At 69.5% G+C, this 24,717-nt stretch carries 30 protein-coding genes; 15 read left to right on the top strand and 15 right to left on the bottom strand.

Annotated features, from left to right (window positions below; translation table 11 throughout):
- Positions 1-13: 13 nt before the first annotated feature.
- Genes ACPCHZ_RS08505 through ACPCHZ_RS08515 form a run of 3 tightly spaced genes read right to left on the bottom strand, consistent with a single transcriptional unit; the run spans position 14 to position 1,752 of the window.
- Positions 14-280, bottom strand: coding sequence for a MoaD/ThiS family protein (locus tag ACPCHZ_RS08505; RefSeq protein WP_423484324.1), 267 nt, complete (start codon positions 278-280; stop codon positions 14-16).
- A gap of 3 nt (positions 281-283) precedes the next feature.
- The gene (gene moaA / locus ACPCHZ_RS08510) at positions 284-1,339 is read right to left on the bottom strand and encodes a GTP 3',8-cyclase MoaA (protein ID WP_423484685.1); all 1,056 of its coding nucleotides are present in this window, start codon (positions 1,337-1,339) and stop codon (positions 284-286) included.
- A complete protein-coding gene (locus tag ACPCHZ_RS08515; RefSeq protein WP_423484325.1) occupies positions 1,336-1,752 on the bottom strand; it encodes a YccF domain-containing protein in 417 nt (138 codons plus the stop codon). Before ACPCHZ_RS08515 ends, moaA begins: the two co-directional genes overlap by 4 nt.
- 163 nt (positions 1,753-1,915) lie before the next feature.
- Here ACPCHZ_RS08515 and ACPCHZ_RS08520 point away from each other — a divergent pair, with 163 nt between their 5' ends.
- Complete coding sequence (locus tag ACPCHZ_RS08520) at positions 1,916-2,326, top strand: cold-shock protein (protein ID WP_423484326.1); 411 nt, start codon at positions 1,916-1,918, stop codon at positions 2,324-2,326.
- 63 nt (positions 2,327-2,389) lie between these two features.
- On the opposite strand, the gene ACPCHZ_RS08525 is transcribed toward ACPCHZ_RS08520, so the two are convergent.
- A complete protein-coding gene (locus ACPCHZ_RS08525; protein ID WP_423484327.1) occupies positions 2,390-3,241 on the bottom strand; it encodes a DUF559 domain-containing protein in 852 nt (283 codons plus the stop codon).
- A 111-nt stretch (positions 3,242-3,352) separates the two neighbouring features.
- Here ACPCHZ_RS08525 and ACPCHZ_RS08530 point away from each other — a divergent pair, with 111 nt between their 5' ends.
- Positions 3,353-4,357 carry a glutathione S-transferase family protein gene (locus tag ACPCHZ_RS08530; protein WP_423484328.1) on the top strand — a complete coding sequence of 335 codons (1,005 nt, stop codon included), beginning with the start codon at positions 3,353-3,355 and terminating at the stop codon, positions 4,355-4,357.
- Here ACPCHZ_RS08530 and ACPCHZ_RS08535 read toward each other — a convergent pair.
- Both ACPCHZ_RS08535 and ACPCHZ_RS08540 read right to left on the bottom strand, forming a co-directional pair.
- Positions 4,354-4,842 (bottom strand): DUF2771 domain-containing protein, encoded by a 489-nt coding sequence (locus ACPCHZ_RS08535; protein ID WP_423484329.1) that lies wholly within the window; start codon positions 4,840-4,842, stop codon positions 4,354-4,356. The genes ACPCHZ_RS08530 and ACPCHZ_RS08535 overlap by 4 nt on opposite strands.
- Positions 4,839-6,416 (bottom strand): MFS transporter, encoded by a 1,578-nt coding sequence (locus ACPCHZ_RS08540; RefSeq protein ID WP_423484686.1) that lies wholly within the window; start codon positions 6,414-6,416, stop codon positions 4,839-4,841. Before ACPCHZ_RS08540 ends, ACPCHZ_RS08535 begins: the two co-directional genes overlap by 4 nt.
- Positions 6,417-6,600: 184 nt before the next feature.
- Between ACPCHZ_RS08540 and ACPCHZ_RS08545 the strand changes: the two genes are divergently transcribed.
- A complete protein-coding gene (locus ACPCHZ_RS08545) occupies positions 6,601-7,380 on the top strand; it encodes a DUF3027 domain-containing protein (protein ID WP_423484330.1) in 780 nt (259 codons plus the stop codon).
- On the opposite strand, the gene ACPCHZ_RS08550 is transcribed toward ACPCHZ_RS08545, so the two are convergent.
- Together ACPCHZ_RS08550 and ACPCHZ_RS08555 are read right to left on the bottom strand one after the other, a co-directional pair.
- A complete protein-coding gene (locus tag ACPCHZ_RS08550) occupies positions 7,377-7,829 on the bottom strand; it encodes an SRPBCC family protein (RefSeq protein WP_423484331.1) in 453 nt (150 codons plus the stop codon). The genes ACPCHZ_RS08545 and ACPCHZ_RS08550 overlap by 4 nt on opposite strands.
- A gap of 25 nt (positions 7,830-7,854) precedes the next feature.
- The gene (locus tag ACPCHZ_RS08555) at positions 7,855-8,121 is read right to left on the bottom strand and encodes a DUF2530 domain-containing protein (protein WP_423484332.1); all 267 of its coding nucleotides are present in this window, start codon (positions 8,119-8,121) and stop codon (positions 7,855-7,857) included.
- 90 nt (positions 8,122-8,211) lie between these two features.
- On the opposite strand from ACPCHZ_RS08555, the gene ACPCHZ_RS08560 reads away from it, so the two are divergent.
- The 3 genes from ACPCHZ_RS08560 to ACPCHZ_RS08570 all read left to right on the top strand — a co-directional run bounded on the left by ACPCHZ_RS08560 (position 8,212) and on the right by ACPCHZ_RS08570 (position 9,845).
- Positions 8,212-8,643, top strand: coding sequence for a MarR family winged helix-turn-helix transcriptional regulator (locus ACPCHZ_RS08560; RefSeq protein ID WP_364975403.1), 432 nt, complete (start codon positions 8,212-8,214; stop codon positions 8,641-8,643).
- A 27-nt stretch (positions 8,644-8,670) separates the two neighbouring features.
- On the top strand, positions 8,671-9,486 hold the full coding sequence (locus ACPCHZ_RS08565; RefSeq protein ID WP_423484333.1) for a TrmH family RNA methyltransferase: 816 nt from the start codon (positions 8,671-8,673) through the stop codon (positions 9,484-9,486).
- Positions 9,487-9,572: 86 nt separating this feature from the next.
- Positions 9,573-9,845: a DUF2537 domain-containing protein gene (locus tag ACPCHZ_RS08570; protein ID WP_423484334.1), complete on the top strand. Its 273-nt coding sequence runs from the start codon at positions 9,573-9,575 to the stop codon at positions 9,843-9,845.
- 4 nt (positions 9,846-9,849) lie between these two features.
- On the opposite strand, the gene sepH is transcribed toward ACPCHZ_RS08570, so the two are convergent.
- Both sepH and serC read right to left on the bottom strand, forming a co-directional pair.
- Positions 9,850-10,644: a septation protein SepH gene (sepH, locus tag ACPCHZ_RS08575; RefSeq protein WP_423484335.1), complete on the bottom strand. Its 795-nt coding sequence runs from the start codon at positions 10,642-10,644 to the stop codon at positions 9,850-9,852.
- Between the two features lie 94 nt (positions 10,645-10,738).
- A complete protein-coding gene (gene serC / locus ACPCHZ_RS08580; RefSeq protein ID WP_423484336.1) occupies positions 10,739-11,851 on the bottom strand; it encodes a phosphoserine transaminase in 1,113 nt (370 codons plus the stop codon).
- Between the two features lie 186 nt (positions 11,852-12,037).
- On the opposite strand from serC, the gene ACPCHZ_RS08585 reads away from it, so the two are divergent.
- The 3 genes from ACPCHZ_RS08585 (at position 12,038) to ACPCHZ_RS08595 (ending at position 15,406) form a co-directional block, all read left to right on the top strand.
- Positions 12,038-12,499 (top strand): CAP domain-containing protein, encoded by a 462-nt coding sequence (locus ACPCHZ_RS08585; protein WP_423484337.1) that lies wholly within the window; start codon positions 12,038-12,040, stop codon positions 12,497-12,499.
- Between the two features lie 192 nt (positions 12,500-12,691).
- Positions 12,692-13,708 (top strand): AurF N-oxygenase family protein, encoded by a 1,017-nt coding sequence (locus ACPCHZ_RS08590; protein ID WP_423484338.1) that lies wholly within the window; start codon positions 12,692-12,694, stop codon positions 13,706-13,708.
- Between the two features lie 18 nt (positions 13,709-13,726).
- Positions 13,727-15,406 (top strand): FAD-dependent oxidoreductase, encoded by a 1,680-nt coding sequence (locus tag ACPCHZ_RS08595; RefSeq protein WP_423484339.1) that lies wholly within the window; start codon positions 13,727-13,729, stop codon positions 15,404-15,406.
- Positions 15,407-15,437: 31 nt separating this feature from the next.
- Here ACPCHZ_RS08595 and ACPCHZ_RS08600 read toward each other — a convergent pair whose 3' ends face one another.
- The 4 genes from ACPCHZ_RS08600 to ACPCHZ_RS08615 all read right to left on the bottom strand — a co-directional run bounded on the left by ACPCHZ_RS08600 (position 15,438) and on the right by ACPCHZ_RS08615 (position 18,216).
- Positions 15,438-15,890, bottom strand: a complete 453-nt coding sequence (locus ACPCHZ_RS08600; RefSeq protein ID WP_364975383.1) for a VOC family protein — start codon at positions 15,888-15,890, stop codon at positions 15,438-15,440.
- Positions 15,891-16,017: 127 nt separating this feature from the next.
- Positions 16,018-16,650 (bottom strand): maleylpyruvate isomerase family mycothiol-dependent enzyme, encoded by a 633-nt coding sequence (locus ACPCHZ_RS08605; RefSeq protein WP_423484340.1) that lies wholly within the window; start codon positions 16,648-16,650, stop codon positions 16,018-16,020.
- A complete protein-coding gene (locus tag ACPCHZ_RS08610; RefSeq protein ID WP_423484341.1) occupies positions 16,626-17,753 on the bottom strand; it encodes a citrate synthase 2 in 1,128 nt (375 codons plus the stop codon). The genes ACPCHZ_RS08605 and ACPCHZ_RS08610 overlap by 25 nt, the downstream gene beginning before the upstream one ends.
- Before the next feature lie 34 nt (positions 17,754-17,787).
- Positions 17,788-18,216, bottom strand: a complete 429-nt coding sequence (locus tag ACPCHZ_RS08615) for an ester cyclase (protein WP_423484342.1) — start codon at positions 18,214-18,216, stop codon at positions 17,788-17,790.
- A gap of 56 nt (positions 18,217-18,272) precedes the next feature.
- Between ACPCHZ_RS08615 and pdxH the strand changes: the two genes are divergently transcribed.
- From pdxH to ACPCHZ_RS08645, 6 genes are all read left to right on the top strand, one after another.
- Positions 18,273-18,986 (top strand): pyridoxamine 5'-phosphate oxidase, encoded by a 714-nt coding sequence (gene pdxH / locus ACPCHZ_RS08620; RefSeq protein ID WP_423484343.1) that lies wholly within the window; start codon positions 18,273-18,275, stop codon positions 18,984-18,986.
- Position 18,987: 1 nt separating this feature from the next.
- Entirely contained in the window at positions 18,988-20,274 is a 1,287-nt protein-coding gene (locus ACPCHZ_RS08625; RefSeq protein WP_423484344.1) for an MFS transporter, read from the top strand.
- A gap of 68 nt (positions 20,275-20,342) precedes the next feature.
- Complete coding sequence (locus ACPCHZ_RS08630; protein WP_423484345.1) at positions 20,343-20,987, top strand: TetR family transcriptional regulator; 645 nt, start codon at positions 20,343-20,345, stop codon at positions 20,985-20,987.
- A 91-nt stretch (positions 20,988-21,078) separates the two neighbouring features.
- Positions 21,079-22,386 carry a citrate synthase gene (locus ACPCHZ_RS08635; protein WP_423484346.1) on the top strand — a complete coding sequence of 436 codons (1,308 nt, stop codon included), beginning with the start codon at positions 21,079-21,081 and terminating at the stop codon, positions 22,384-22,386.
- Positions 22,387-22,483: 97 nt separating this feature from the next.
- Positions 22,484-23,920: an MFS transporter gene (locus ACPCHZ_RS08640; RefSeq protein ID WP_423484687.1), complete on the top strand. Its 1,437-nt coding sequence runs from the start codon at positions 22,484-22,486 to the stop codon at positions 23,918-23,920.
- Positions 23,910-24,323 (top strand): MarR family transcriptional regulator, encoded by a 414-nt coding sequence (locus tag ACPCHZ_RS08645; RefSeq protein WP_423484347.1) that lies wholly within the window; start codon positions 23,910-23,912, stop codon positions 24,321-24,323. Before ACPCHZ_RS08640 ends, ACPCHZ_RS08645 begins: the two co-directional genes overlap by 11 nt.
- A 3-nt stretch (positions 24,324-24,326) precedes the next feature.
- On the opposite strand, the gene ACPCHZ_RS08650 is transcribed toward ACPCHZ_RS08645, so the two are convergent.
- Positions 24,327-24,698, bottom strand: coding sequence for a hypothetical protein (locus ACPCHZ_RS08650; RefSeq protein ID WP_423484348.1), 372 nt, complete (start codon positions 24,696-24,698; stop codon positions 24,327-24,329).
- Positions 24,699-24,717 lie beyond the last annotated feature (19 nt).

Genomic DNA, 24,717 nt, shown 5'->3' on the forward strand with positions numbered 1-24,717 from the left:
ATGCAAATCACGCTTATCCGCCGGCAAAGGGTGGAAGAACGTCCACCGTCTGGGCGTTCCGCAGCGCGATCGTCTGGTCGCGGACCGCGATGCCGTCCACCAGATAGGAACAGCGCGCAAGCACCCGGGCGAGCTCGTCCCCGCGGCCGCTGAGGATGTCGGTCAGCGCTGCCACCGTGGTGCCCGCCGCCAGTTCGAGCGCTTCCTCCTCCACGCCCGCCGCGGCTCGGGCCGCAGCGAAGTATCGGACGGTCACCCGCACCGTCGTCGTGGCCGACACGCGTCAGCCGCCGATCGCGCTCATCGGGCGGTCGGGCTGCACGAAGTCCGGATCGTTGATGCCGTGCCCGGCGGCTTTGGCCCACATCGCGGTGCGCCACGCCTGCTCGATCGCGTCGTCGTCGGCGCCGGTGCGCATCAGCTGCCGCAGATCGGTCTCAGCGGTCGCGAACAGGCAGTTGCGCACCTGACCGTCGGCGGTGAGCCGGGTGCGGTCACAGGCGGCACAGAACGCCTTCGACACCGAGGCGATGATCCCGACCGTGGCGTCCGGGCGGCCGTCCACCCGCCACAGCTGCGCCGGGGCCGAACCTCGCGGCGTGGGGTCGGGTGTCAGGGTGAACTCGCGGCGCAGTGCGGCGAGCACGTCATCGGCCTCTAGGGCCTCGCCGCGGCGCCACCGGTGTTCGGCATCCAGCGGCATCTGCTCGATGATGCGCAACTGGTAGCCGTTCTCGAGGCAGAAGCGCAGCAGCGCGACGGCGTCGTCACGCCCGCCGACCGGATCGAGGACGGCGTTGACCTTCACGGGCGTCAGTCCGGCCGCCTTGGCCGCGGCCAGGCCCGTCAGCACGTCGTCGAGCCGGTCCCGGCGGGTGATGGCAGCGAAGCGGGCCCGGTCGACGGTGTCCAGTGACACGTTCACCCGGTTCAGGCCTGCCCGCTTGAGCTGGTCGGCGCGCCGGCCGAGGCCGAGGCCGTTCGTGGTCACGGCGATCTCGGGCCGGGGCCGCAGCGCCGCCGTCGCGGCGACCACCTCGTGGAGGTGGCGCACCACCAGCGGCTCGCCGCCGGTGAAGCGGACGCTGGTGACACCCAGCCTCGTCACGGCGATGCGCAGCAGCCGGGCGAGTTCCTCGGAGGTGAGCAGTTCGTCGCCGGGCAGCCAGTCCAGCCCCTCGGCGGGCATGCAGTACGTGCAGCGCAGGTTGCACCGGTCGGTCAGCGACACCCGCAGGTCGGTCGCGATCCGGCCGAAGGTGTCCACCAGAGGTCCGGCGGTGGGCATCCCCGCCAGGGGTCGCTGCACCGTCGGAAGTCCGAGGCCGACCACCGTCATGCGGCGGCTCGCACCGGTCTGCTCCACGGGTCGTTGTGTGCGTCGACGGGCACGATGTCCTTGCCCAACGGGAACAGCGAGACGGGGATCAACTTCAGGTTGGCCAGCGCCAGCGGGATGCCGATGATCGTCACCGCCATCGCCACGGCGCTCACGATGTGCCCGATCGCCAGCCAGACGCCGGCCACGATGAGCCAGATGATGTTGCCCACCAGCGCTCCGGGCCGCGGGCCGGGCTTGTCGACGACCGTCTGGCCGAACGGCCACAACGCGTAGACCCCGATGCGGAATGCCGCGAAGCCGAACGGGATGGTGATGATCAGGACGAAGCAGACGATGCCGGCGAGGAAGTAACCCAGGGCCAGCCACAGGCCGCCGAAGATCAACCAGATGATGTTCAGGATCAATCGCATGTCAGCTGCTTCTTCTCCTTCAGCAGAGATTCCAGCCTACCGACAAACAGGATGAACCTGCGGGTGCGGGCCGAGTAGGATCACCACTCGACGCGTCCCGGCGCAAGCGGGACGCTTTCTTGTGTATCAGTGTGTGTTGTTTCGAGACGAGCGGGTGAGGGCAGTGCCGACCGGCAAGGTTAAGTGGTACGACACCGAGAAGGGCTTCGGCTTCCTGTCGCAGGAGGAGGGCGAGGACGTCTACGTCCGCTCCTCGGCGCTGCCCGCAGGAGTCGACGGCCTCAAGGCGGGCCAGAAGGTTGAGTTCGGCATCGCCGCAGGCAGGCGCGGTCCGCAGGCCTTGAGCGTCAAGGTGCTCGAGCCGCCACCGAGCCTGAGCCGCACCCGGCGCGAGGCCGAGCGTCCCGAGCACAAGCACACGCCCGACGAGTTGCACGGCATGGTCGAGGACATGATCACGCTGCTCGAGGGTGCGGTGCAGCCCGAGCTGCGCAAGGGTCGCTACCCCGACCGCAAGGTCGCCCGCCGGGTGTCCGAGGTGGTCCGCGCCGTCGCGGGTGAACTCGACCAGTAGCCCGAGAGCGAGCGCCGAGTCTGAGCTTGCGGTCGATATTTCGCCGACAACTCGTACACAGCCTCAGATTCGACACCCTGCGGCTGTCAGTGCCCGGCGTGTGCGTTGGAGGATGACGCGGGGCCGGTTGCGCAGCATGTCCGCGCCGACGCGCACGATGCGCCACCCCAGCGCCTCGAGTTCGGCGTGGCGATCGATGTCGCGGGTGCGCTGTCTGCCGTCCGTCCAGTGCTGCACTCCGTCGTACTCGACCGCGACCTTCCACTGTGGCCAGGCGATGTCGAGGCGGGCGACGAAACAGCCTTGCCGGTCATACACCTCGACCTGAGTCTGCGGCGTCGGCAACCCTGCGCCGACCAGCAGGAGGCGGACACGCGACTCCTGGGGTGACTCCGCTCCGGCGTCGGCCAGCTCGAGAGCGCGGCGTAGCTGCACCACCCCCCGGGCTCCTCGGTGCCGCTCGACGAGCCCGTCGACGTCGGATGACTTGAGATCGGTGGCACGCATCAGCGCATCGAGCCGCGCCACCGCTGTGACTAGCCCGCCTCGGCGGCCGAGGTCGAATGCCGTACGGGCCGGCGTGGTCACCGGAATTCCCCGAACAGTTGTCATTTCCTCGCTTGCCAACGCGTCGGCGTGCAGGACGATGCCCGCCGACCTGTGCTGACTCGTCTGATTGAGTTCGGCAGGCAGATGGGCGTCGACCCAGAGTGACCCGTGCAGTGCCGCGGCCGAGACGCCGGCCACTGTTGCCCGTCGCCCCGACCACAACCACGCGGCAACGGCTCTGTCGGCCGCTGTCAGTGACGTTCCCCGGGTTGCGTACACGCCGCGGAACACGCGGTCGAACCGGGTTCTCAGGGCATGTCTGGTCATTCCCGCGGCCAGAGCCTCGGTGCCGACGAAGGGATCCATGCCGATTCGACGTCGTTCTCCGGACATGCGTTCCGGCGAATCTGCGCTTGTGTCCGCTATTCCGTGGAAACTCCGCGCATAAGTTCAGTTTCGGCAGGGAAGATCAGAGCCATGAGTTACGTCGCCAGCGGTGGCGAGTTCGACCGCGACACCGACTACATCGAGACCCGCATCACCGCCGACGGCCGCGACGGCTATCCGGTGGAGCCGGGCCGCTACCGGCTGATCGTGGCGCGGGCCTGTCCGTGGGCCAACCGCGCCATCATCGTGCGGCGGCTGCTCGGCCTCGAGGATGCGCTGTCCATCGGTTTCTGCGGGCCGACGCACGACGACCTCAGCTGGACCTTCGACCTCGATCCCGGCGGCGTCGACCCGGTGCTGAAGATCCCCCGGCTGCGCGACGCGTATCTCGAGCGGTTCCCCGACTACCCCAAGGGCATCACGGTGCCCGCCATCGTCGACGTGCCGACGGGGCAGGTGGTCACCAACGATTTCCCCCGGATCACCCTCGACCTGTCCACCGAATGGACGGCCCACCACCGTGACGGCGCCCCGCAGCTCTACCCGGAGCCGCTGCGCGACGAGATCGACGAGGTGGCTCAGCGCATCTACACCGAGATCAACAACGGTGTGTACCGGTGCGGCTTCGCCGGGTCACAGAAGTCCTACGACCGGGCCTACGACCGGCTGTTCGCCGCGCTGGACTGGGTCTCCGACCGGCTCGAGAACCAGCGATACCTGGTGGGCGACACCATCACCGAGGCCGACGTGCGGCTGTTCACCACGCTGGCCCGGTTCGACCCCGTCTATCACGGCCACTTCAAGACCAACCGGAGCAAGCTCTCGGAGATGCCGGTGCTGTGGCCCTACGCCCGCGACCTGTTCCAGACCCCGGGGTTCGGCGACACCGTCGACTTCGTGCAGATCAAGCAGCACTACTACATCGTGCACACCGACATCAATCCGACCAAGGTGGTACCGAAGGGACCCGAGCTCGGCGACTGGCTCACCCCGCACGGCCGGGAAGCACTGGGCGGCAGACCCTTCGGCGACGGCACACCACCGGGGCCGACGCGCGAGGGCGAGCGGGTGCCTGCCGGGCACACCCCGCTCTAGGGCCACTGCGTGCGGATGGACCATTCGGCGTGCGGGACGTCGAACACCTCGCCGGTCTCGTCCTGCACGAGGGTGAGCAGCTGCACCGCGATGCCCGTCAGCCGGCCGCGCTGCGGGTCGACGGTGGGGATCGTGACCGCCAGCCGGCTGTCGCGGGGGAACACCGAAACCGTGGTGTCGACCGGATTCTCGTAGACCTGCAGCAGCCGCCACGGGGCTTTGGCGATCGCGGCGGGCACCGACAGCTGCACCGGATCGCGGTCGTTCACCCGCAACTCGCCCTGCACCCCCGCCCGCTCGCAGTCGTTGAGGTCGAGCACCCGGCAGTACTGGAACGGCCCGACCCGGGTCAGCTCGCCACGCGAATATGCGCTCACCTCAGGCAGTTCCGGGCCGTGGTCGCGGGTAGCCCGCCACACCAGGGCGGCGGTGACCGCCGTCGTCAGCACGACGACGGCCGCCAGCACGGCCGCGGCGCGCTTCACTCGGGCACCATGTCGGTCCGACGGCCCTCCTGCGCGGCCAGCACCGGCCGGTTGCCGCCGAAGCCCGGGATCAGCGACTCACCGCGATAGCTCACGATCGTCTGCGCCAGGCCGAGGATCAGCACGGCGCTGATGGTGGTGAATCCGATCCACAGTTCGGTGTAGATCAGCACCCCCGTCGCACCGCCTGCCACCCACGCCAACTGCAGCAACGACTCCGAACGGCCGAACGCCGAGGCCCGCGACTCCTCGGGCAGGTCGTCCTGCAGCGAGGCGTCCAGAGACGCCTTGGCGATCGCGCTGGCGCCTGAGGTCACCAGGGTCGCGGCCGCGGCCACCAGCAGATTGCCGGTCACGGCGGCGGCCAGCGCCATCGCCGTCACGGCGATCGCGGCGCGCACCACCAATTGCGCCGGGCGGCCGAGTTTGAGCCGGGCACTGGTCATGTTCCCGGCGAAGTTGCCGATCGCCGCGGCCGCGCCGATCAGCCCGAGGATGCGCAACTGCTCCCAGCCGCTGGCCTGGTGTGACTTGGCGACGAACGCGGGATAGAGGAACAGGAACCCGACCATCACCTTGATCGTGCAGTTGCCCCACAGCGACGTGATGATGTTGCGGCCCAACGGCTGCCGGGCGGTGCGGGCCTTGCCGCCCGCCGGCCGGCGACGCAGGTCGTCGCTGCCGCCGTGATAGCTCAGCGTCGCGGGCACCTCACCCTCGGTGACCTCCACCCACTTCGGGATCCGCATGGCCAGCACAGCGCCTGCGACGGTCGCGGCGACCAGAACGTAGAGCGCGCCGGGCAGGTGGACCAGGCCCAGCAGGTATTCGGCGGCCGCTGCGACGGCGCCGCCGGCCATCGTCCCGCCCAGCAGACCGAACATGGTCAGCCGGGCGTTGACCCGCACCAGGTCGATGCTCGGCGGCAGCACCCGTGGCGTCACCGCACTGCGCAGCACGCTGAATGACTTGGACAGCACCATCATTCCCAGTGCACAGGGGTACAGCACCCACGACGGGAAGCTACCGGTGGCACCGTCGTAGTTCGCGATCAGCACGATCACCAGCGCCGTACGGATCAGGAAGGAACCGGCCAGCGCGACCCGTCGGCCGTGCTGCAGCCGGTCCAGCGCCGGACCGATCAGCGGTGCGATGACGGCGAACGGGGCGATCGTGATCAGCAGGTACAGCGCCACCTTGCTCTTGCTCTCGCCGGAGGCGGCCGCGAAGAACAGCGTGTTGGCCAGCGCGATGGCCATCGCCGCGTCGACCGCGAAATTGGCGACCACCGGCCAGGTCAGGGCCGTCAGCCCGGACTTGTCGGCACCGTCGGCGGTGGCGGCGCGGTGCACCAGCCCGTACATCCGCGACCCCATCTCGCGGCTGCGCGCGGCGGCGGCGCGGGTGACCGTGACCCGCTCGCCGGCACCGGCTCCGACGCCGGGGTCGCGTTCGTACCGGTACCCGGCGGTGGTCTCCTGCTCGTCGAGCGGCGGCAGCCACCGGTTCGAGCTGGGCATCGACTGCCTGCGCTGCCTACGGTGGTCCACGCCGTCGCTGGGATAGTTGGCCATGCCGGGATGGTCGGCGCCTGCCGCGGGGCGGGGCGGGTAGTAGCGGCCGTTGTCCCGCGCCCTGTCGTCCCGCCGCCCTCCGGTCACGCCACGATTGTCCCTCATGGCGCCGACGGCGCCCGCCATGGCAACCGGTGTGGCCCCGAGGCATCGGACTCAGGCACTATGGGGGGCGATGGAAAGCATGACCGAAGCCGCTGAGCAGGGTGCGACGCTCCCGCTGGGGCAGTCCACCGCCGACCTGGAGTCGGTGTTGACGGGCGCCGTCGAGCAGGCGCGCACCGCGCTGGAGGAGTTCGCCGGCGCAGATGCGGTCGGTGAGTACCTCGGCGCGTCCTTCGAAGACCCCGCGGCGGCGACGCACCGCTTCCTGGCGAACCTGCCGAGTTACCGCGGCTGGCAGTGGGCGGTCGTGGTGGCCGGCTACCCCGGCGCGGATCACGCCACCATCAGCGAGGTCGTCCTGGTGCCCGGTCCGACGGCGCTGCTGGCGCCGAGGTGGGTGCCCTGGGAAGAACGTGTCCGGCCGGGCGACCTGGGTCCAGGTGACCTGCTCGCCCCGTCCGTGGACGACCCGCGGCTGGTGCCCGGCTACGTCGCCAGCGGCGACCCGGAGGTCGACGAGGTCGCGCTCGAGCTCGGGCTGGGCCGTAAGCAGGTGCTCAGCGACTGGGGCCGCGTCGAGGCCGCCCAACGCTGGCACGACGGTGATCACGGGCCCGCCTCGTCGATGGCCCGATCGACCCGCCGGGTGTGCCACGAGTGCGGGTTCTACCTGCCGCTCTCGGGTGCGCTCGGGGTGACGTTCGGCGTGTGCGCCAACGAACTGGCGGCCGACGGTCACGTGGTCGACGCCGAGTACGGCTGCGGGGCCCATTCGGACACCCCGCCGCCGCCGGGAACGGGTTCACCGCTCTACGAACCGTTCGACGACGGCGTCCTCGACGTCGCCGACCGCGACTAGGCTTCCGCCGCCGCCTTGATCCGGGCGAGCGACTGCTTCATGCCCTCGACGAGCTCCTGCTCGAAGCTGGGGACCCCGCCGAACAGCGCGTTGACCGTCGCGTTCGACAACGCCTTGACGCCGTTGTCGGCATGCCGGGTCTCGGTGAGGCGGGTGCCCCCGTCGACGGGCTCCAGCCGGTAGCGCCACACCGTGTTGTTGGCGTTGACGCGGAACGCCAATTCCTTCTCGGGGACCACTGCGGTGATCGTGCTGGTGGTCGGCCACACCAGCCGGCCACGCCGATTGAAGTTGACCGCGCGGGTTCCGGGCCGCAGCGGCCCGAGTCGCTTGGTCCAGCGACACTGCGGACTCCAACGCGGCATCCGCTCGAGATCGGAGACGAGCTCCCACACCCGGCTCACCGGTGCGTTGATGTCGATCTCTGCCTGCAACAGCGGTGCGGCCACCGTGTCTCCTCGCCTTCCGGCCGGCTCAGGTGAGCCCGCTCTGTGCGCCGCGGGCACCGCGCCGCACAGCGTGACGTTGCCACAAGAAGAGCGACGTGCCAAAGACGCCGACACCGAGGCCGGCGACGGCGATCGGCCGCCAGTCGTGCAGGGCCGGGAGCGTGAACGCCAGCACCGTCACGATCAGCCAACCGGCGGCGATCAACGCGATCACCGGCCGCGGATCGAGCAGCCTCGCCGGCAGCGCCGGGGGCTGCCGCGCGTCGGGTTCGGGCGAGCTGTCTGCAGGCATCGACGCCGAATCTATCCGATTCAGGCGTTTCGCGACGCACCCCCGACGGATTAGCTGTGAGATTGCGGCGTGCTGGGTACTCTTTGCCATGTGAAAGACCAGGACGCGCAGCTGGCCGGTGACCTGTCGCTTGCCGTAGTGCGTTTAGCTCGGCAGTTACGCTTCCGCCGGGCGGAATCCAGGATTTCGCTGTCGCAGTTGTCTGCGCTGTCGACGCTGGCCAAGGAGGGCGCGATGACTCCGGGGGCGTTAGCTGACCGGGAACGTGTCCGGCCGCCGTCGATGACGCGGGTGATTGCTTCACTGGCCGAGTTGGGTCTGGTGGAGCGCAGCGCCCATCCCACGGACGGACGCCAGGTGCTGGTGTCGGCGTCGCCATCGGGCATCACCCTCGTCGAGGCGGAGCGTCGCGCCAGTCAGGAATGGCTGATGGTCCGGCTCGCCCGGCTCGATCCGGAGCAGCGCAGGACGTTGTTGTCCGCCGCCGACCTGATGACCGGGATGGTCGAAGAAAGCGCCTGAGGTCGCGGGTGCGAAGCTACCCGGGTTATGGCCACCGTCATCGACGTCGACGACCCGGGCGACCCCCGCCTCGACGACTTCCGCGATCTCAACAGCGTCGACCGTCGCCCCGACCTGCCCAGCGGCAAGGGACTGGTGATCGCGGAGGGCGTACTGGTGGTGCAGCGCATGCTGGCATCGCGCTTCGTCCCGCGGGCGCTGCTCGGCACCGACCGCCGGCTCGCCGAACTGGGTGACGACCTGCACCGCACCGACGCGCCGTACTACCGGGCCGGCGCCGAGGTGATGGCCGCCGTGGTGGGCTTCCATCTCAACCGGGGGGTGTTGGCGTCGGCGTCGCGGCCCGGTGAACTCGCCGTCGACCAGGTGCTCGCCGACGCGCGGACGGTGGCGGTGCTCGAGGGCGTCAACGACCACGAGAACCTGGGGTCGATCTTCCGCAACGCCGCCGGACTCGACGTCGACGCTGTGGTGTTCGGCACCGGTTGCGCCGACCCGCTCTACCGGCGGGCGGTGCGGGTGTCGATGGGGCATGCGCTGCTGGTGCCCTACGCCTGGGCGCCGTCCTGGCCCGAGGATCTCAACCTGTTGCGCGACAACGGCTTCAGGCTTCTGGCGATGACCCCCGATGCGGCCGCCGCGACGCTCGCCGCGGCGATGCCCGCACTGGCGGACGACAAGGTGGCCATCCTGGTCGGCGCGGAGGGGCCTGGCCTGACCGAGCGTGCGATGCGCGCCAGCGACACCCGAGTGCGCATCCCGATGTCGCGTGGCACCGACTCCCTCAACGTGGCGACCGCCGCGGCGCTGGCGTTCTACGAACGGGCAAGGGCGGCAGGCTAAATTGGGGGATGGGCCGGTGGGCAGGAGCGAAGCGCCCGGGGGGATGGGCCGGTGGGCAGGAGCGAAGCGACCGGGGGAGATGAACAGTGACCGACGATTCGACACCGTGGGGCACCGGGCTGACGGTGGCCGGGTTCGTCGCGGCGGTCGTCGCGGCGGCGGTGATGGTGCTCAGCCTCGGCCTGGTACGCGTGCACCCGCTGCTGGCCGTCGGGTTGAACATGGTCGCCGTCGGCGGGCTGGCGCCGACGGTGTGGGGCTGGCGCACGCGACCGGTGTGGCGGTGGTTCGTGCTGGGTGGCGGCGTCGGCGTGGCCGTCGGCTGGCTCGTGGTGCTGGCGTTGACGCTGGGCAGCTGAGCGGTCAGCGCTGCCCGCTGGAGCGCACCCCGAGCAGAACGTCCTCCCACGCAGGCACGGCCGGCTTGCCCTTGCGGGCGCGGGCCGGCTTCTTCGCTTCGACGGCCGGCTCGGGTTCGGGCTCGGGGAGCGGCTCAGGGGTCGGCGCGGGCGTGGGGGCGGCGACGGGCTCGGTGAAGTCGAGTTCGGCCAGCGGCACCGCGCGCAGCGGGCGGGCGAAGTCGGGATCGATCAGTTCGGAGGCCGCATCGTCGAAGGCGCTGACGGTGCCGCCGTGCGCGCCCGGGGTGAACCGGAAGTGGGCGACGTTGTCCGACCGGCCTGCCTTCCAGCCCAGCTGCACGGTCCAGCGGCCGTCCTCGTTGCGCCACGCGTCCCACGTCGTGCTCTCGGGGTCGAGGCCGCGGGCGACGAGCGAGGTGGTGATCGTCTCGAGCAGTGTCAGCACCGAGGGGCCGTCGGCGAGGACCGGGTGCGCGGCGGTGGCGAGTTCGGCGGCGCGCGAGCGTTCCAGCAGCACCGGATGGGCGAAGCGTTCCACCCGTTCGAGCGGCGCCCCGGCGGCCGCGGCGACCTGTTCGACGGATGCGCCCGCCCGGATCCTGGCCTGGATGTCCTTGGGACTCAGCACAGTGGTGACCTCGACATCGATCTGGGTTTGGCTGCTACCGACTCTGTCGCCACGGACGGCCGCACGCAGCCGGTCGTCCACGACCATGATGAATTTGTCGCCGGAGTCCGCTTCGCAGATGATGCTGCGGCCGTCTACGTCGAGCCCGACGACCTTGAGTACCCGCATACCGACCTCCTCCGGGACGAGCCCGATTAGCAGGTCACCCTACTGCGTTATCCGCCCGTTACCGCCCAGACACGCCCGTGTATGCGGTGGCAGCTCAGAGGTGTTCGACCACCCAGTCGACGCACTGGGTGAGTGCGCTGACGTCGTCGGGGTCGACGGCCGCGAACATCGCGACACGCAGCTGGTTGCGGCCGAGCTTGCGGTACGGCTCGGTGTCGACGATGCCGTTTGCGCGCAGCACCTTGGCGACCGCGGCGGCATCCACTGAGTCGTTGAAGTCGATGGTGCCGACGACCTGGGACCGCAGCGCCGGGTCGGTCACGAACGGGGTGGCGTACTGCGACGCGTCGGCCCACGAGTAGAGCCGTGACGAACTGTCCGCGGTGCGCTTGACCGCCCAGTCCAGCCCGCCGTTGCCGAGCATCCAGTCCAGCTGGTCGGCCAGCAGCACCAGGGTGCCGATCGCCGGGGTGTTGTAGGTCTGGTTCTTGACGCTGTTCTCGACCGCGATCGGCAGCGACAGGAAGTCCGGCACCCACCGGCCCGACGCGTGGATGGACTCGATGCGGGCGAGCGCGGCGGGGCTGACGACGGCGAGCCACAGGCCGCCGTCGCCGGCGAAGTTCTTCTGCGGCGCGAAGTAGTAGGCGTCGGCCTGGCCGATGTCGACGGGCAGCCCGCCCGCCCCCGACGTGGCGTCGATCAGGATCAGTGCGTCGCCCGCGTCGGCGGGCCGCTGCACCGGGACCGCCACGCCGGTCGAGGTCTCGTTGTGCGCCCAGGCGATGGCGTCGACGGACGGGTCGGCCTGAGGTTCGGGGGCGCTGCCGGCGTCGGCCTTGATGACGATCGGGTCGCCCACGAACGGGTTCTTGGCCACCGCGGAGGCGAACTTCGCGCTGAACTCGCCGTACGTGAGGTGTAGCGAGCGCTTGTCGATCAGCCCGAACGCGGCCGCGTCCCAGAATGCGGTGGACCCGCCGTTGCCGAGGATCACGTCATAGCCGTCGGGCAGCGAGAACAGCTGGCGTACCCCGTCGCGGACGCGGCCGACGAGGTTCTTGACCGGGGCCTGCCGGTGCGACGTGCCGAACAGGTCGCCTGCGGCGGCCAGTGCCTGCAGTTGTTCGGGGCGCACCTTCGACGGCCCCGACCCGAATCGTCCGTCTCTCGGCTTCAGGTCGGCGGGAATGGTGAGTTCGGCCATGCGGTCAAGACTAGTGACCAGCGCCTGTGCGCCTCCTGCCGGGGAGGGCGGCACAAAATACTAAAAAGTCAATAAAAGCGGTTTGAGCGACACGCTCCTGTGTCCATACTGTGATCTGTCGGGGCGGACAGCTGGGAGCCCGTCATGGGGTGCACGTTCAGTGGGGGAAATCGAGCTTCAATTCTGATGCCTGTTTGCGCTGCGGCCCTGGCGCTCGCCGGGGCACTGGTTGCCGCGGTACCCGCCAACGCCGATGGTGGCCAGGGCGGCGCGCTGCTGGGCCAGATCAACGCCACGCGCGCGGCGAACGGCTGCGGCCCCGTCGCGCCGAACCCGCAGTTGACGGCGGCCGCCAACCGGCACGCCACCGACATGCTCGCGTCCGGGGTGCGCAGCCACACCGGTTCCGACGGGTCGTCGGTCGTGCAGCGCGTCACCGACGCCGGTTATGCGCCGTACGCGGCGGTCGGTGAGGTCGTCTTCTGGAGCACGGGCTACAGCGACGACCCCGCCTACGCGGTGAACTGGTGGATGAACAGCCCTCCGCACCGGGCGGTGATCACCGACTGCGGCATGACCGAGGCCGGATTCTCGTCGGTGAGCAGCGGTGACCGGGTGATCGCAGCCGGGGAGTTCGGCACCAAATAGCCGCCCGGCGCCTGAGCCGTCGGCGTGGTCGCGTCGGCGTGTGTCTTCTCAAAGATCAGTGTGGGTACTCCATGTGCTGAAGCGGTGCGTGGACCTTCAGCAAACTCTCAGCACGGGGATGGACATTTACCCGGTACCTGCGGTACTGTGTACACAAGGCCGGTAAATGTAAACCTCTCAGGGAGGCTTCGAATGGCTCGGACCCGCACGATCACGCGCTGGCGACGCAACATGGACGTCAGCGACGACCAGCAGTACGTGGACATGCTCAACACGCTGTCCGAAGGCTCGGTGCGGCGGAACTTCAATCCGTACACCGACATCGACTGGGACTCCCCGGAGTTCGCCGTCTTCGAGAATGACGCCCGCTGGGTGCTGCCGGCGACGGACCCGCTGGGCGGGCACCCGTGGTATCAGGCGCAACCGCAGGAACAGCAGATCAAGATCGGCATGTGGCGTCAGGCCAACGTCGCGAAGGTCGGCCTGCACTTCGAGTCGATCCTCATCCGCGGTCTGATGGAGTACTCGTTCTGGACGCCGAACGGCTCCCCGGAGTATCGCTACTGCCTGCACGAGGCGGTCGAAGAGTGCAACCACACCATGATGTTCCAGGAGATGGTGAACCACATCGGCGCCGACGTGCCCGGCATGCCGCGCCTGCTCAAGTGGGTGCAGCCCGTCATCCCGCTCGTCGCTGGGCCGCTGCCTATTCCGTTCTGGTTCGGCATCCTCGCCGGCGAGGAGCCGATCGACCACACGCAGAAGAACGTGCTGCGCGAGGGCAAGGCGCTGCACCCGATCATGGAGCGCGTCATGGCCATTCACGTGGCGGAGGAAGCGCGCCACATCTCGTTCGCACACGAGTACCTGCGCAAGCGGGTGCCGCACCTGTCGCGGATGAAGCGATTCTGGTTGTCGCTCTACGTGCCGGTGGTGATGAGGGTGCTGTGCTCGGCCATCATCGTTCCGCCGAAGGCGTTCTGGAAGGAATTCGACATCCCGCGCTCGGTGCGCAAGGAGGTGTTCTTCCGCTCGCCGGAGTCCCGGCAGATGTTGCGCGACATGTTCGGCGACGTCCGGATGCTCTGTAAGGACACCGGGCTGATCAATCCGGTGGCCAAGCTGATCTGGAAGCTCTGCCGGATCGATGGGCGCCCCAGCCGTTACCGCAGCGAACCGCAGCGCCAGCACGTGGTCGCGGCCGCCTGACGAGAGCCTGAATCCCTTATGCCGCACGTCATCACCCAGTCGTGTTGCAGCGACGGGTCCTGCGTCTACGCCTGCCCCGTCAACTGCATCCACCCGTCGCCTGACGAACCGGGTTTCGCGACCGCCGAGATGCTCTACATCGACCCGGTCGCGTGTGTGGACTGCGGTGCGTGTGTCAGTGCCTGCCCGGTCGGCGCCATCGCCCCCGACACCCGGCTGGACGACAAGCAGTTGCCGTTCATCGAACTCAACGCGGCGTTCTACCCCGAACGCGAGGGCAAGCTCCCTCCGACGTCGAAGCTGGCGCCGGTGCTGGAGGCGCCCGAGGTGCACCGCCGGGGCAGTGGACCGCTGAAGGTCGCGATCGTCGGGTCGGGCCCGGCGGCGATGTACGCCGCCGACGAACTGCTCACCCAGCCGGGCGTGCAGGTCAACATGTTCGAGCGGCTGCCGACGCCCTACGGGCTGGTGCGGGCGGGCGTCGCGCCCGACCACCAGAGCACCAAGCGGGTCACCCGGCTGTTCGACAACGTGACCCAGCTGCGCGGCTTCACGTTCTATCTCAACGTCGAGGTGGGCACCCACCTGAGCCACGCCGAACTGCTGGAGCACCACCACGCCGTGCTCTACGCGGTCGGCGCGCCCAATGACCGCCGCCTCGAGATCGAGGGCATGGGGATGGCCGGCACCGCCACCGCGACCGAACTGGTCGCCTGGTTCAACGGCCATCCCGACTTCGCCGATCTGCCAGTCGAACTCGGACACCGGCGCGCCGTCGTCATCGGCAACGGCAACGTCGCCCTCGACGTCGCGCGGATCCTCACCACCGACCCGGATCAGCTGGCAGCCACCGACATCGCCGATCACGCGCTGGCCGTGCTGCGCACCTCACGCATCGACGAGGTGGTGATCGCCGCCCGCCGCGGACCGGCGGACTCGGCCTTCACGCTGCCCGAGTTGATCGGGCTGACCGCGACCTGTGACGTGGTGCTCGACGCGGCCGACCACGACCTCGTGCGGCGCGATCTCGGCACCGCCACCGATCCGCTGACCCGCAACAAGCTCGAGATCCTGAGCAAGCTCGGCGCCGCGTCCACCCCGGCGACGCGGCCGCGCATCAGGCTGGCGTATCGCCTCACCCCGCGGCGCGTACTCGGCGACCTGCGTGTCGACGGCGTCGAGTTCACCGTCACCGGCACCGAAGAGGTAAGGCTGATGAGTGCCGGCCTGGTGCTGACATCGATCGGCTACCGCGGCAAGGCGATTCGCGACCTGCCGTTCGACCACGACGCCGCGGTGGTGCCCAACGGCGGTGGCCGGGTGGTCGACCCGGAGTCGGGCCAACCAGTGCGGGGCGCCTACGTCGCAGGCTGGATCAAGCGTGGGCCGACCGGGTTCATCGGGACCAACAAGTCCTGTGCCGCGCAGACCGTGCACCACCTCGTCGACGACTACAACAGTGGTGCGCTCGCCGAGCCGTCCGCCACGTCGTCCGCGCTGGGGAAGCTGGTGCGCAGCCGTCGGCCCGACGCGGTCGACGCCGCGGGCTGGCAGGCGATCGACGCGGCCGAGGTCGCGCGCGGCGGTGACGTCCGGCCGCGGGTGAAGTTCACCTCGGTCGAGGACATGCTGGCCGCCGCCGCGGCCGCGCCGACACCGCCGCTCCATCAGCGGCTGCTGGCCGGATTGTGGCGCTAGTCAGGATCTTTCACAGACAGATGGCTGCGGCCTACTGCTGCTGCTTCATCGCCTCCTCGATCTCCTCCATGCTGACCTCGCGCATGGGCTGACCCATCGACCAGTAGTGGCCGAACGGGTCGCGCAGGACCCCGTAGCGGTCGCCCCAGAACGCGTCTTCGAGAGGGGACAGCACCGTGGCGCCTGCGTCGACGGCGCGCTGGAACTGGGCGTCCACATCGGTGACCGTCAGGTGGATCGTCACCGGCGTGCCGCCCAGCGAGGTGGGCGTCATCGACTTGCCCTCCGTCATCTCCGGGAAGTCGTCGTTGAGCATCACCATCGATCCGTTGATGTTCAACGCGGCGTGCACGAGCTTGCCGTCCGGACCGGGCACCCGCCCGTACTCGGTGGCTCCGAAGGCCTTGACGTAGAAGTCGATCGCCGCCGCGGCGTCGTCGACGACCAGGGACGGGGACACTGCGGGTTGCACTTCGATGGCCATGGGGATGTCTCCTTCGTTGTCAGTGATATCCGTGCTGACTGGCGGCGGGTCCAAGACTCATCGCGAGACGACGGTTGTTGACGCTTTTCGCCGAAATTCCGTCAACAACCGTCGGCTCGGCGCCGTCTCAGACGACGGAGAACGATGCGGGTAGTGGTGTGCGGCCGGTCAGCGCCAGCAGCAGGGTCTCGCCGTCACCGAGCGTGACGGCCGTGTCCGCGGCCAGCCGGACCGCGGCGCCGAGCACGTCGCCGGGTAACGGGTGATCCACCCCGACGGCGCGGGCGATGTCGAGGCCGTGCACGGCGAGTTCGAACGTGCGCGTGGGCAGGTAGCTGAACAGCCGGATGCCCTGTCCGCCGATCACCTCGATCAACCGGTCGTCGACGCCGTCGAGATCGCGACGGGCCTGTCGGACCAGCGCCTCGACCGCCGCGGCGGGGTCCGGCCCGAGGTCCCGACCGGCCTGCCGGCCGCGCTCCAGCACCGCGGCGCCACCGGCCTGTGTCGCGAACCGCCGCGCGAACACGTAGTACTCCTGCGGGTCGCGCAGGTCCTCCCGCCGGGCGGTGGTCTTCAGGTAGGTGCTCACCGTCGTCAGCGATCGCGACGTGTGCCCGACGAGGGCGCGCAGATCCCATTCGCCGAGGCCGGGGCCCTCCCACGCGCCGGCCGGGATCTTCGCCACCAGTTCGGCGAAACTCTCTGCGGCGCTGTAGAACACCTGATCGGCCGTCACGGGCGGGCGATCTGATCCCATCCGCGCACGGTTTCCGGGCCGCGCGGTTCGGGGCCGACGTAGACCGCGGCAGGCCGCACGAGCCGGCCCAGCCGCTTCTGTTCGAGGATGTGCGCGCACCAGCCGGCGGTCCGCCCGCAGGTGAACATCGCCGGCATCATCGAGGTCGGCACCTCGGCGAAGTCGAGGATCACCGCGGCCCAGAACTCGACGTTGGTCTCGATCGCGCGGTCGGGGCGACGCTCGCGCAGTTCGGCCAGCGCGGCCTGTTCCAGCGCGGCCGCCACCTCGTAGCGCGGCGCCGCCAGCCGCTCCGCCGTGCCGCGCAGCACCCGGGCCCGCGGGTCCTCGGCCCGGTACACCCGGTGGCCGAAGCCCATCAGCTTCTCCTTGCGGTCCAGGATGCCCTTGACCACGGCGGCGGCGTCGCCGGACTTCTCCACTTCCTCGATCATCGGGATCACCCGGGCCGGGGCCCCGCCGTGCAGCGGGCCGCTCATCGCGCCGACCGCGCCCGACAGCGATGCGGCCACGTCGGCGCCCGTCGACGCGATCACCCGTGCGGTGAAGGTGGAGGCGTTCATGCCGTGCTCGGCGGCGCTCACCCAGTACGCGTCGATGGCCTCGACGTGCCGCGGATCAGGCTCGCCCTTCCAGCGGGTCATGAATCGTGCTGTCACCGTGTCGCACCCGTCGACGACGCGCTGCGGCACTGCGGGCTGGTAGATGCCGCGGGCGGACTGGGCGACGTAGGACAGCGCCATCACCGACGCCCGAGCGAGCTGGTCGCGCGCGGTGGCGTCGTCGATGTCGAGCAGCGGCTTGAAGCCCCAGATCGGGGCGAGCATGGCCAGGCCGGCCTGGACGTCGACGCGGACGTCACCGCTGTGGATCGGCAGCGGGAACGGCTCTGCGGGCCGGAGTCCGCGGCCGAATTCTGCGTCGACGAGCAGCGCCCAGACATCGCCGAAGGTGACCTTCTGCGTGACGAGGTCCTCGATGTCCACGCCGCGGTATCGGAGCGCGCCGCCGTCCTTGTCGGGTTCGGCGATCTCGGTGGTGAACGCCACCACGCCCTCGAGTCCCTCGACGAAGTTCTCCGGCAGCCCTGACGCGGCAGTCATGAGCAGATTCTCGCACCACCGCCGGAGGCCCTCGCTACCGGCCGGTAACTGCGCCTGCGGTCAATTGCTGGAAGGTCTCCCACGACGACCGCTCGACCCAGTTGGTCGTCAGCGTGCCATCGGCGTCGACCGCCCACACCGCGGTACCGGTCATCGCCACGCGCTGCTGATCCGCTGCGGTGCCGAGGATTCCGTTGTTCCGGCCGGTGAGCAGCCAGCGCGACGTCACCCGGCGGCCGTCGGCACTCTGGAACGTCTCGAGCACCTCGAGGTGCAGGCCGGTCAGCCCGTTGAGGAAGTCGTTCACCCACGCCTTGAAGTTGTCCCGTCCGGTGATCGCCCGCCCGCCGGTGACGATGACGAAGTCCTCGCTGACGAAGCGGTCGACGGCGGCCGCGTCGTGGGCGTTCCACACCTCGTCCCAGAAGCGGTTGACGGTGTCGACGGGGTCTCGGGTGTCCATGTGGGTGGAACAACCGCGGCGACGGCGGTATGCCCGCCAGGCGTAGCGTCGTGCGGGTGGCTGATGGGTCAGACGCCGTCGGATCGGACGGGGCCTCGAACGAACACCTGGCGAGGATGCGCGTGGAATACGGATCGGTGGAGAAGGACGGCAGCGGGGACCTGGATGCCGACTGGCTGGGCGCCGACCCCGCCACGGGTTGGGTTGACCTGCTGCGGAACTGGCTGACGGACGCGGAGCAGGCCGGCGTCGCCGAACCGAACGCGATGGTGGTCGGCACCGTCGACGCGGCGGGACGCCCGGTCACGCGCACGGTGCTGTGCAAGAGCGTCGACGGCGACGGCATCACGTTCTACACCAACTACGACTCCGACAAGGGTGAGCAACTCGCGACGACGCCGTATGCGTCGGTGACCTTCCCCTGGTACCTGCTCGGGCGGCAGGTGCACGTGCGCGGCACGGTCACCCGGGTGGCGCCGGAGACCACCGAGCAGTACTGGTCGAAGCGGCCACGCGGCTCCCAGCTGGGGGCGTGGGCGTCACACCAGTCGAAGCCGATCGCCTCGCGCGGCGCGCTGCTCGATCAGCTGACCGAGGTCACCGAACGCTTCGCCGCCGACGAGACCGTGCCGGTGCCGCCAAACTGGGGCGGATACCTCGTCACACCCGAGACCGTCGAATTCTGGCAGGGCCGGGAGAACCGGGTGCACAACAGGATTCGTGTGACCCTCACCCCGGACGGGGTCCGCGTCGAGCGGCTCCAGCCCTAGCGTGCGGCGGTTCTTCGCCGACACCGCCCCGCTCCGGTCGCCCGACTTCCGCCGGCTGTGGCTGGCCGGCATCCCGACCGTCATCGGGGCGAACTTGACGATCTTCGCGGTGCCGGTACAGCTCTACGCGCTCACCCAGAGTTCGGCCTACGTCGGATTGGCGGGCCTCTTCGCGCTGGTGCCGCTGGTCGTCTTCGGGCTGTGGGGCGGCGCGTGGGCGGACGCGATGGACCGGCGGGTGCTGCTGGTGATCGCGTCGTGCGGGCTGGCCGCGGCGTCGGTGCTGTTGTGGCTGCAGGCCGCGCTCGAGCTGAACAACGTCTGGCTGGTGCTGTGTCTGCTCGCGGTGCAGCAGGCGTTCTACGCGGTGAACTCGCCGACCCGCGCGGCCGCCATCCCGCGGATGGTGCCCGGCGACCAGTTGCCCGCCGCCAACTCGCTGAACATGACGGTGTTCCAGTTCGGGGCGATCGTCGGCCCACTGCTCGCGGGGGTGCTGCTGCACTGGGTGGATCTGTCGACGCTGTACCTGATCGACGCGCTGACGTGCCTGCTGCCGATCTGGGCGACGTTCCGGCTCAAGCCGATGCCACCCGCCGGCGAAACGCGGGGCGGCGCCCGATGGGGCCTGCGTGCGGTGCTGGACGGCTTCCGCCACCTGGCGGGCAACCGGGTGGTGCTGATGTCGTTCGTGGTCGACCTGATCGCGATGATCTTCGGCATGCCGCGGGCGCTGTTCCCGCAACTGGCGCACGAGAGCTTCGGCGGCCCGGTCGAGGGCGGCACCACCGTGGCGCTGCTGGCCGCCGCGATGTCGGTGGGCGCGGTGCTGGGCGGGGTGTTCTCCGGGTGGTTGCCGAGGATCGGCAGGCAGGGGTACGCGGTGGTGATCTCCGTCGTGGTGTGGGGTCTGGCGATGGTGGGCTTCGGCGTGGCGTGCGGGCTGGCGGACGGCCGCGCCGGCACGATGCTCCTGGCCGCGCTGGCATTCCTGGCGGTCGGGGGAGCGGCGGACATGGTGTCGGCGGCGTTCCGGTCGACCATCCTGCAGGAGGCGGCGTCCGACGACGTGCGCGGTCGCCTGCAGGGCGTCTTCGTCGTGGTGGTCGCGGGCGGGCCGCGGGTGGCCGACACGCTGCACGGAGCCGCGGCGGCCGCGGTCGGCACGACGATCGCCGCGGCCGGTGGCGGTGGGCTGGTGGTGGCCGGTGTGCTGGTGGCGGCGCTGTTGTCGCCGTCCTTCGTTCGCTACCGACCCGGGAAAACGCCCCGAGCAGACATACTGTGAGTACGGGCGATTTGCATAGGGTGCCAAATTCTCAAAGTTTCCTCAGCTGCGCGGGTTAGCATCGCCGCGTGGCTGAAGTCGACGGCAAACCGATCCTCGGCCTGCGCGAGCGCAAGAAACAGCGCACGCGAGCGGAATTGATCGAGGCGGCCGTCGAGCTGTGCACCCGGCAGGGCTACGAAGCAACCACCGTCGACCAGATCGCCGCCATCGCCGACGTCTCGCCGCGCACGTTCAGCCGCTACTTCGCCACCAAGGACGCCGTCGTGCTGGCCTCCATCGACGACATCGTCGACCTGGTGGCGCTTCAGCTGACCCGCCAGCCCGACGACATCACCCATCTCGACGCGCTGTGCCGCGCCCACATCGAGGCGTTCGTGTCCACGAAGACCGGTGCGGTCAACGGGCTGACCTCCGAGCGATTGCTCGCCGCCGCCCGCATCATCAACTCGTCGCCCTCACTGCGCCACCTGTCCGGCGAGTTCCGCGAGGACGCGGTGAACGCCGCGCTCGCCAAGCGCATGGGGGTGGCGCGCGACGACAAGCGGCTGAAACTGGTGGCCTGCGTCTGGTCGGCGATCGTGAGCACAGCGATGGCCGACGTCGCCGCATCGGACTGGGCCAGCCTCACCGTCGAGGCCATCGTGTCGCGCGTGGAGGAGACCTACTCGATGTTCCTGGCGGAGACGGCCGGCGCCCGGCAGCCGGCCTGAGCAACTGCCGCCCCCCGCGGGCACGACTGTCGGGATGGGACTACCTTTTGTAGGACAGGTCCGCATCTCAGGCGATGACGAAGGGGTACCCGTGGCCGATAACCCGTCCGGTGGAGAAGAGCACGCCACCCTGTCCTATCCCGGGGGCGAACTGGAGCTGGACGTAGTCCACGCCACGGAAGGATCCGACGGCATCGCGCTGGGGTCGCTCCTGGCCAAGAGTGGCTACACCACCTACGACAGCGGTTTCGTCAACACCTCGTCGACCAAGAGCGCGATCACCTACATCGACGGCGACGCCGGGATCCTGCGCTACCGCGGGTATCCGATCGAGCAGCTCGCCGAGAAGTCGACCTTCATCGAGGTCAGCTACCTCCTGATCTACGGCGAGCTGCCGACCGCCGAGCAGCTGGAGAAGTTCACCACCCAGATCCAGCGGCACACCCTGCTGCACGAGGACCTGAAGCGGTTCTTCGACGGCTTCCCGCGCAACGCCCACCCGATGCCGGTGCTGTCGAGTGCGGTCAACGCGCTGAGCGCCTACTACCAGGACTCGCTCGACCCGTTCGACGACGAGCAGGTGGAGCTGTCGACGATCCGGCTGCTCGCCAAGCTCCCGACGATCGCGGCGTACGCCTTCAAGAAGTCGGTGGGCCAGCCGTTCCTCTACCCGGACAACTCGATGAGCCTGGTGGAGAACTTCCTGCGGATGACGTTCGGCCTGCCCGCCGAGCCCTACGAGGTGGACCCGGAGGTGGTGCGGGCCCTCGACATGCTGCTCATCCTGCACGCCGACCACGAGCAGAACTGCTCCACCTCGACGGTGCGGCTGGTCGGCAGCTCGCAGGCGAACCTGTTCACGTCGATCTCCGGCGGCATCAACGCGCTGTGGGGGCCGCTGCACGGCGGCGCCAACCAGGCGGTGCTAGAGATGCTCGAGCGCATCCGCACCGAGGAGAGCGACGTCCAGACCTTCGTCAAGAAGGTCAAGAACCGCGAGGACAACGTGAAGCTGATGGGCTTCGGTCACCGCGTGTACAAGAACTACGATCCCCGCGCGCGGATCGTCAAGGAGCAGGCCGACAAGATCCTCGGCAAGCTCGGCGGCGACGACGAACTGCTCGACATCGCCAAGTCGCTGGAGGAGTTCGCCCTCACCGACGACTTCTTCGTCGAGCGCAAGCTCTACCCGAACGTCGACTTCTACACCGGCGTGATCTACCGGGCGATGGGCTTCCCGACGCGGATGTTCACCGTGCTGTTCGCGTTGGGCCGGCTGCCCGGCTGGATCGCGCACTGGCGGGAGATGCACGACGAGGGCGGCGGCAAGATCGGCCGGCCGCGGCAGATCTACACCGGGTACACCGAGCGCGACTACATCGATACCGAGAAGCGCTGACCTACGCTCCTTGCCGGAGCGACGCACGTCACGGTCAATCGGCTTGCGATCACGACAGTTGTAGTTTCACAATAGTTAGGTGATCGATACTGTCGGCATGACCTCGCGGCGCAAGGCCATCATCCTGATGTCCTGCTGCCTCAGCCTGCTGATCGTGTCGATGGACGCGACGATCGTCAACGTCGCCATCCCGGCCATCCGCTCCGACCTGCACGCGTCGCCGTCGCAATTGCAATGGGTGATCGACGTCTACACCCTGGTGCTGGCGTCGCTGCTGATGCTGGCCGGCGCCACCGGCGACCGGTTCGGCCGGCGCCGGGTGTTCCAGCTCGGGCTGACGATCTTCGCGCTCGGCTCCCTGCTGTGCAGCCTGGCGCCCAACATCGAGACGTTGATCGTCGCGCGGCTACTGCAGGCCGTCGGCGGCTCGATGATGAATCCCGTTGCGCTGTCCATCATCTCGCAGGTGTTCACCGGCCGGGTGGAGCGCGCACGGGCGCTCGGGTTCTGGGGAGCGGTGGTCGGCATCTCGATGGCGCTCGGCCCGATCGTCGGCGGACTGCTGATCGAATGGATCAGCTGGCGGGCGGTGTTCTGGATCAACCTGCCGATCTGCGCGGCGGCCATCATCCTGACCGCGGTGTTCGTGCCCGAGACCAAGTCGGCGACGATGCGCAACATCGACCCGGTCGGCCAGGCGCTCGGCGTGCTGTTCCTGTTCGGCGTCGTGTTCACCCTGATCGAGGGCCCGGGTCTGGGCTGGACGAATCCGCGGACCGTCGGCGCTGCTGTGGTGGCCGTCATCGCGTTCGCGGCTTTCCTGCGCTACGAGTCGCGCCGCAACGACCCGTTCGTCGATCTGCGCTTCTTCCGCAGCATCCCGTTCACGTCGGCGACGGTGACGGCGATCTCGGCCTTCGCGGCGTGGGGCGCGTTCCTGTTCATGATGTCGCTGTACCTGCAGGGCGAACGCGGCTATTCGCCGATGCACACCGGCCTCATCTACCTGCCGATCGCGATCGGCGCGCTGCTGTTCTCGCCGCTGTCGGGCCGCCTCGTCGGACGGTTCGGCGCCCGTCCGTCGCTGCTGGTGGCGGGCGTCCTGATCACGTCGGCCTCGGTGCTGCTGACGTTCCTCACCGCGACGACGCCGGTGTGGGAACTGCTGGTGGTGTTCGCGGTGTACGGCATCGGCTTCTCGATGGTCAATGCGCCGATCACCAACGCGGCGGTCAGCGGAATGCCTCTGGACCGGGCAGGCGCCGCGTCGGCGGTGACCTCGACCAGCAGGCAGATCGGCGTGAGCATCGGTGTCGCGCTGTGCGGTTCGGTCGCGGGAGCGGCGCTGGCCGGTACGGCCACCGACTTCGCCACCGCAGCCCGACCGCTGTGGTTCGTGTGCATCGCACTCGGGGTGGTCATCACCGTGCTCGGCGTCTACTCGACGTCGGGGCGCGCTCTGCGTTCCGCGGATCGCCTGGCGCCTCTGATCGCCGGTGAGAAGCCTCGGGTGGAGCCCACCCATGTCACATGACGGGCTGGCCGACGACGTGTGGCGGGCGATGACAGCGCTCGTCCACGAGAACCGCGAGGGCTGGAAGCGCGCGGTCGTCGAGCAGACCGGGCTGCCGTTCAGCCGGGTCCGCGTCCTGCGCCGGCTGGCGCGTCAGCCGATGAGCGTCAAGGAGATCGCCCACGCGGCCACCGTCGACGCGCCCGCGGCCACCGTCGCCGTCAACGACCTCGAGGACCGCGGACTGGTGGTGCGCGAGGTCGATCCGGGCAACCGTCGCACCAAGCGGGTGTCGCTGACAGCGGCCGGTCGCGCGGTGGTCGAGCGCATCGACGCCATCGACGATCCGGCGCCCCCCGCCCTGGCCGCGCTCGCCGCCGACGACCTGCTGACGCTGCGGGCGATCATCGACAGGGTGCGGTGACGCTCAGGCGCGGGTGAGCGTCGTGTTGTACAGCGCCACGGCCGTGTCGGTCGGCAGGATGTCGACGAACGTCGCGACGCCCCGCACCGCATCTCCGCGCGCGATGATGTGGCCGCCGGCATTGTGCGAGCACGGAAAAGCGTTGCAGCGCAACCAGAAACCGGGAGCACTCTGATAGGGAGCCATGCTCGGCGCCTGGTCGACGCGGTAGCGGCCCGGCGCGATGAAGGCCGTCACCCAGCCCTCGCCGGCCACCGGGTCGACACCGAACACCCCGTTGCTGCCGTAGGTCGGTACCGCGGCCGCAGGCGCGGCGAGCACCACGGCCGCCGCGGACATCGCCGCAGCGGCCAGTGCCGCCATCCTGACCTTCATCTTCGCCAGGCTAGCAAGC

Source organism: Mycobacterium sp. NPDC050041, assembly GCF_049541695.1.
Lineage (GTDB): Bacteria > Actinomycetota > Actinomycetes > Mycobacteriales > Mycobacteriaceae > Mycobacterium.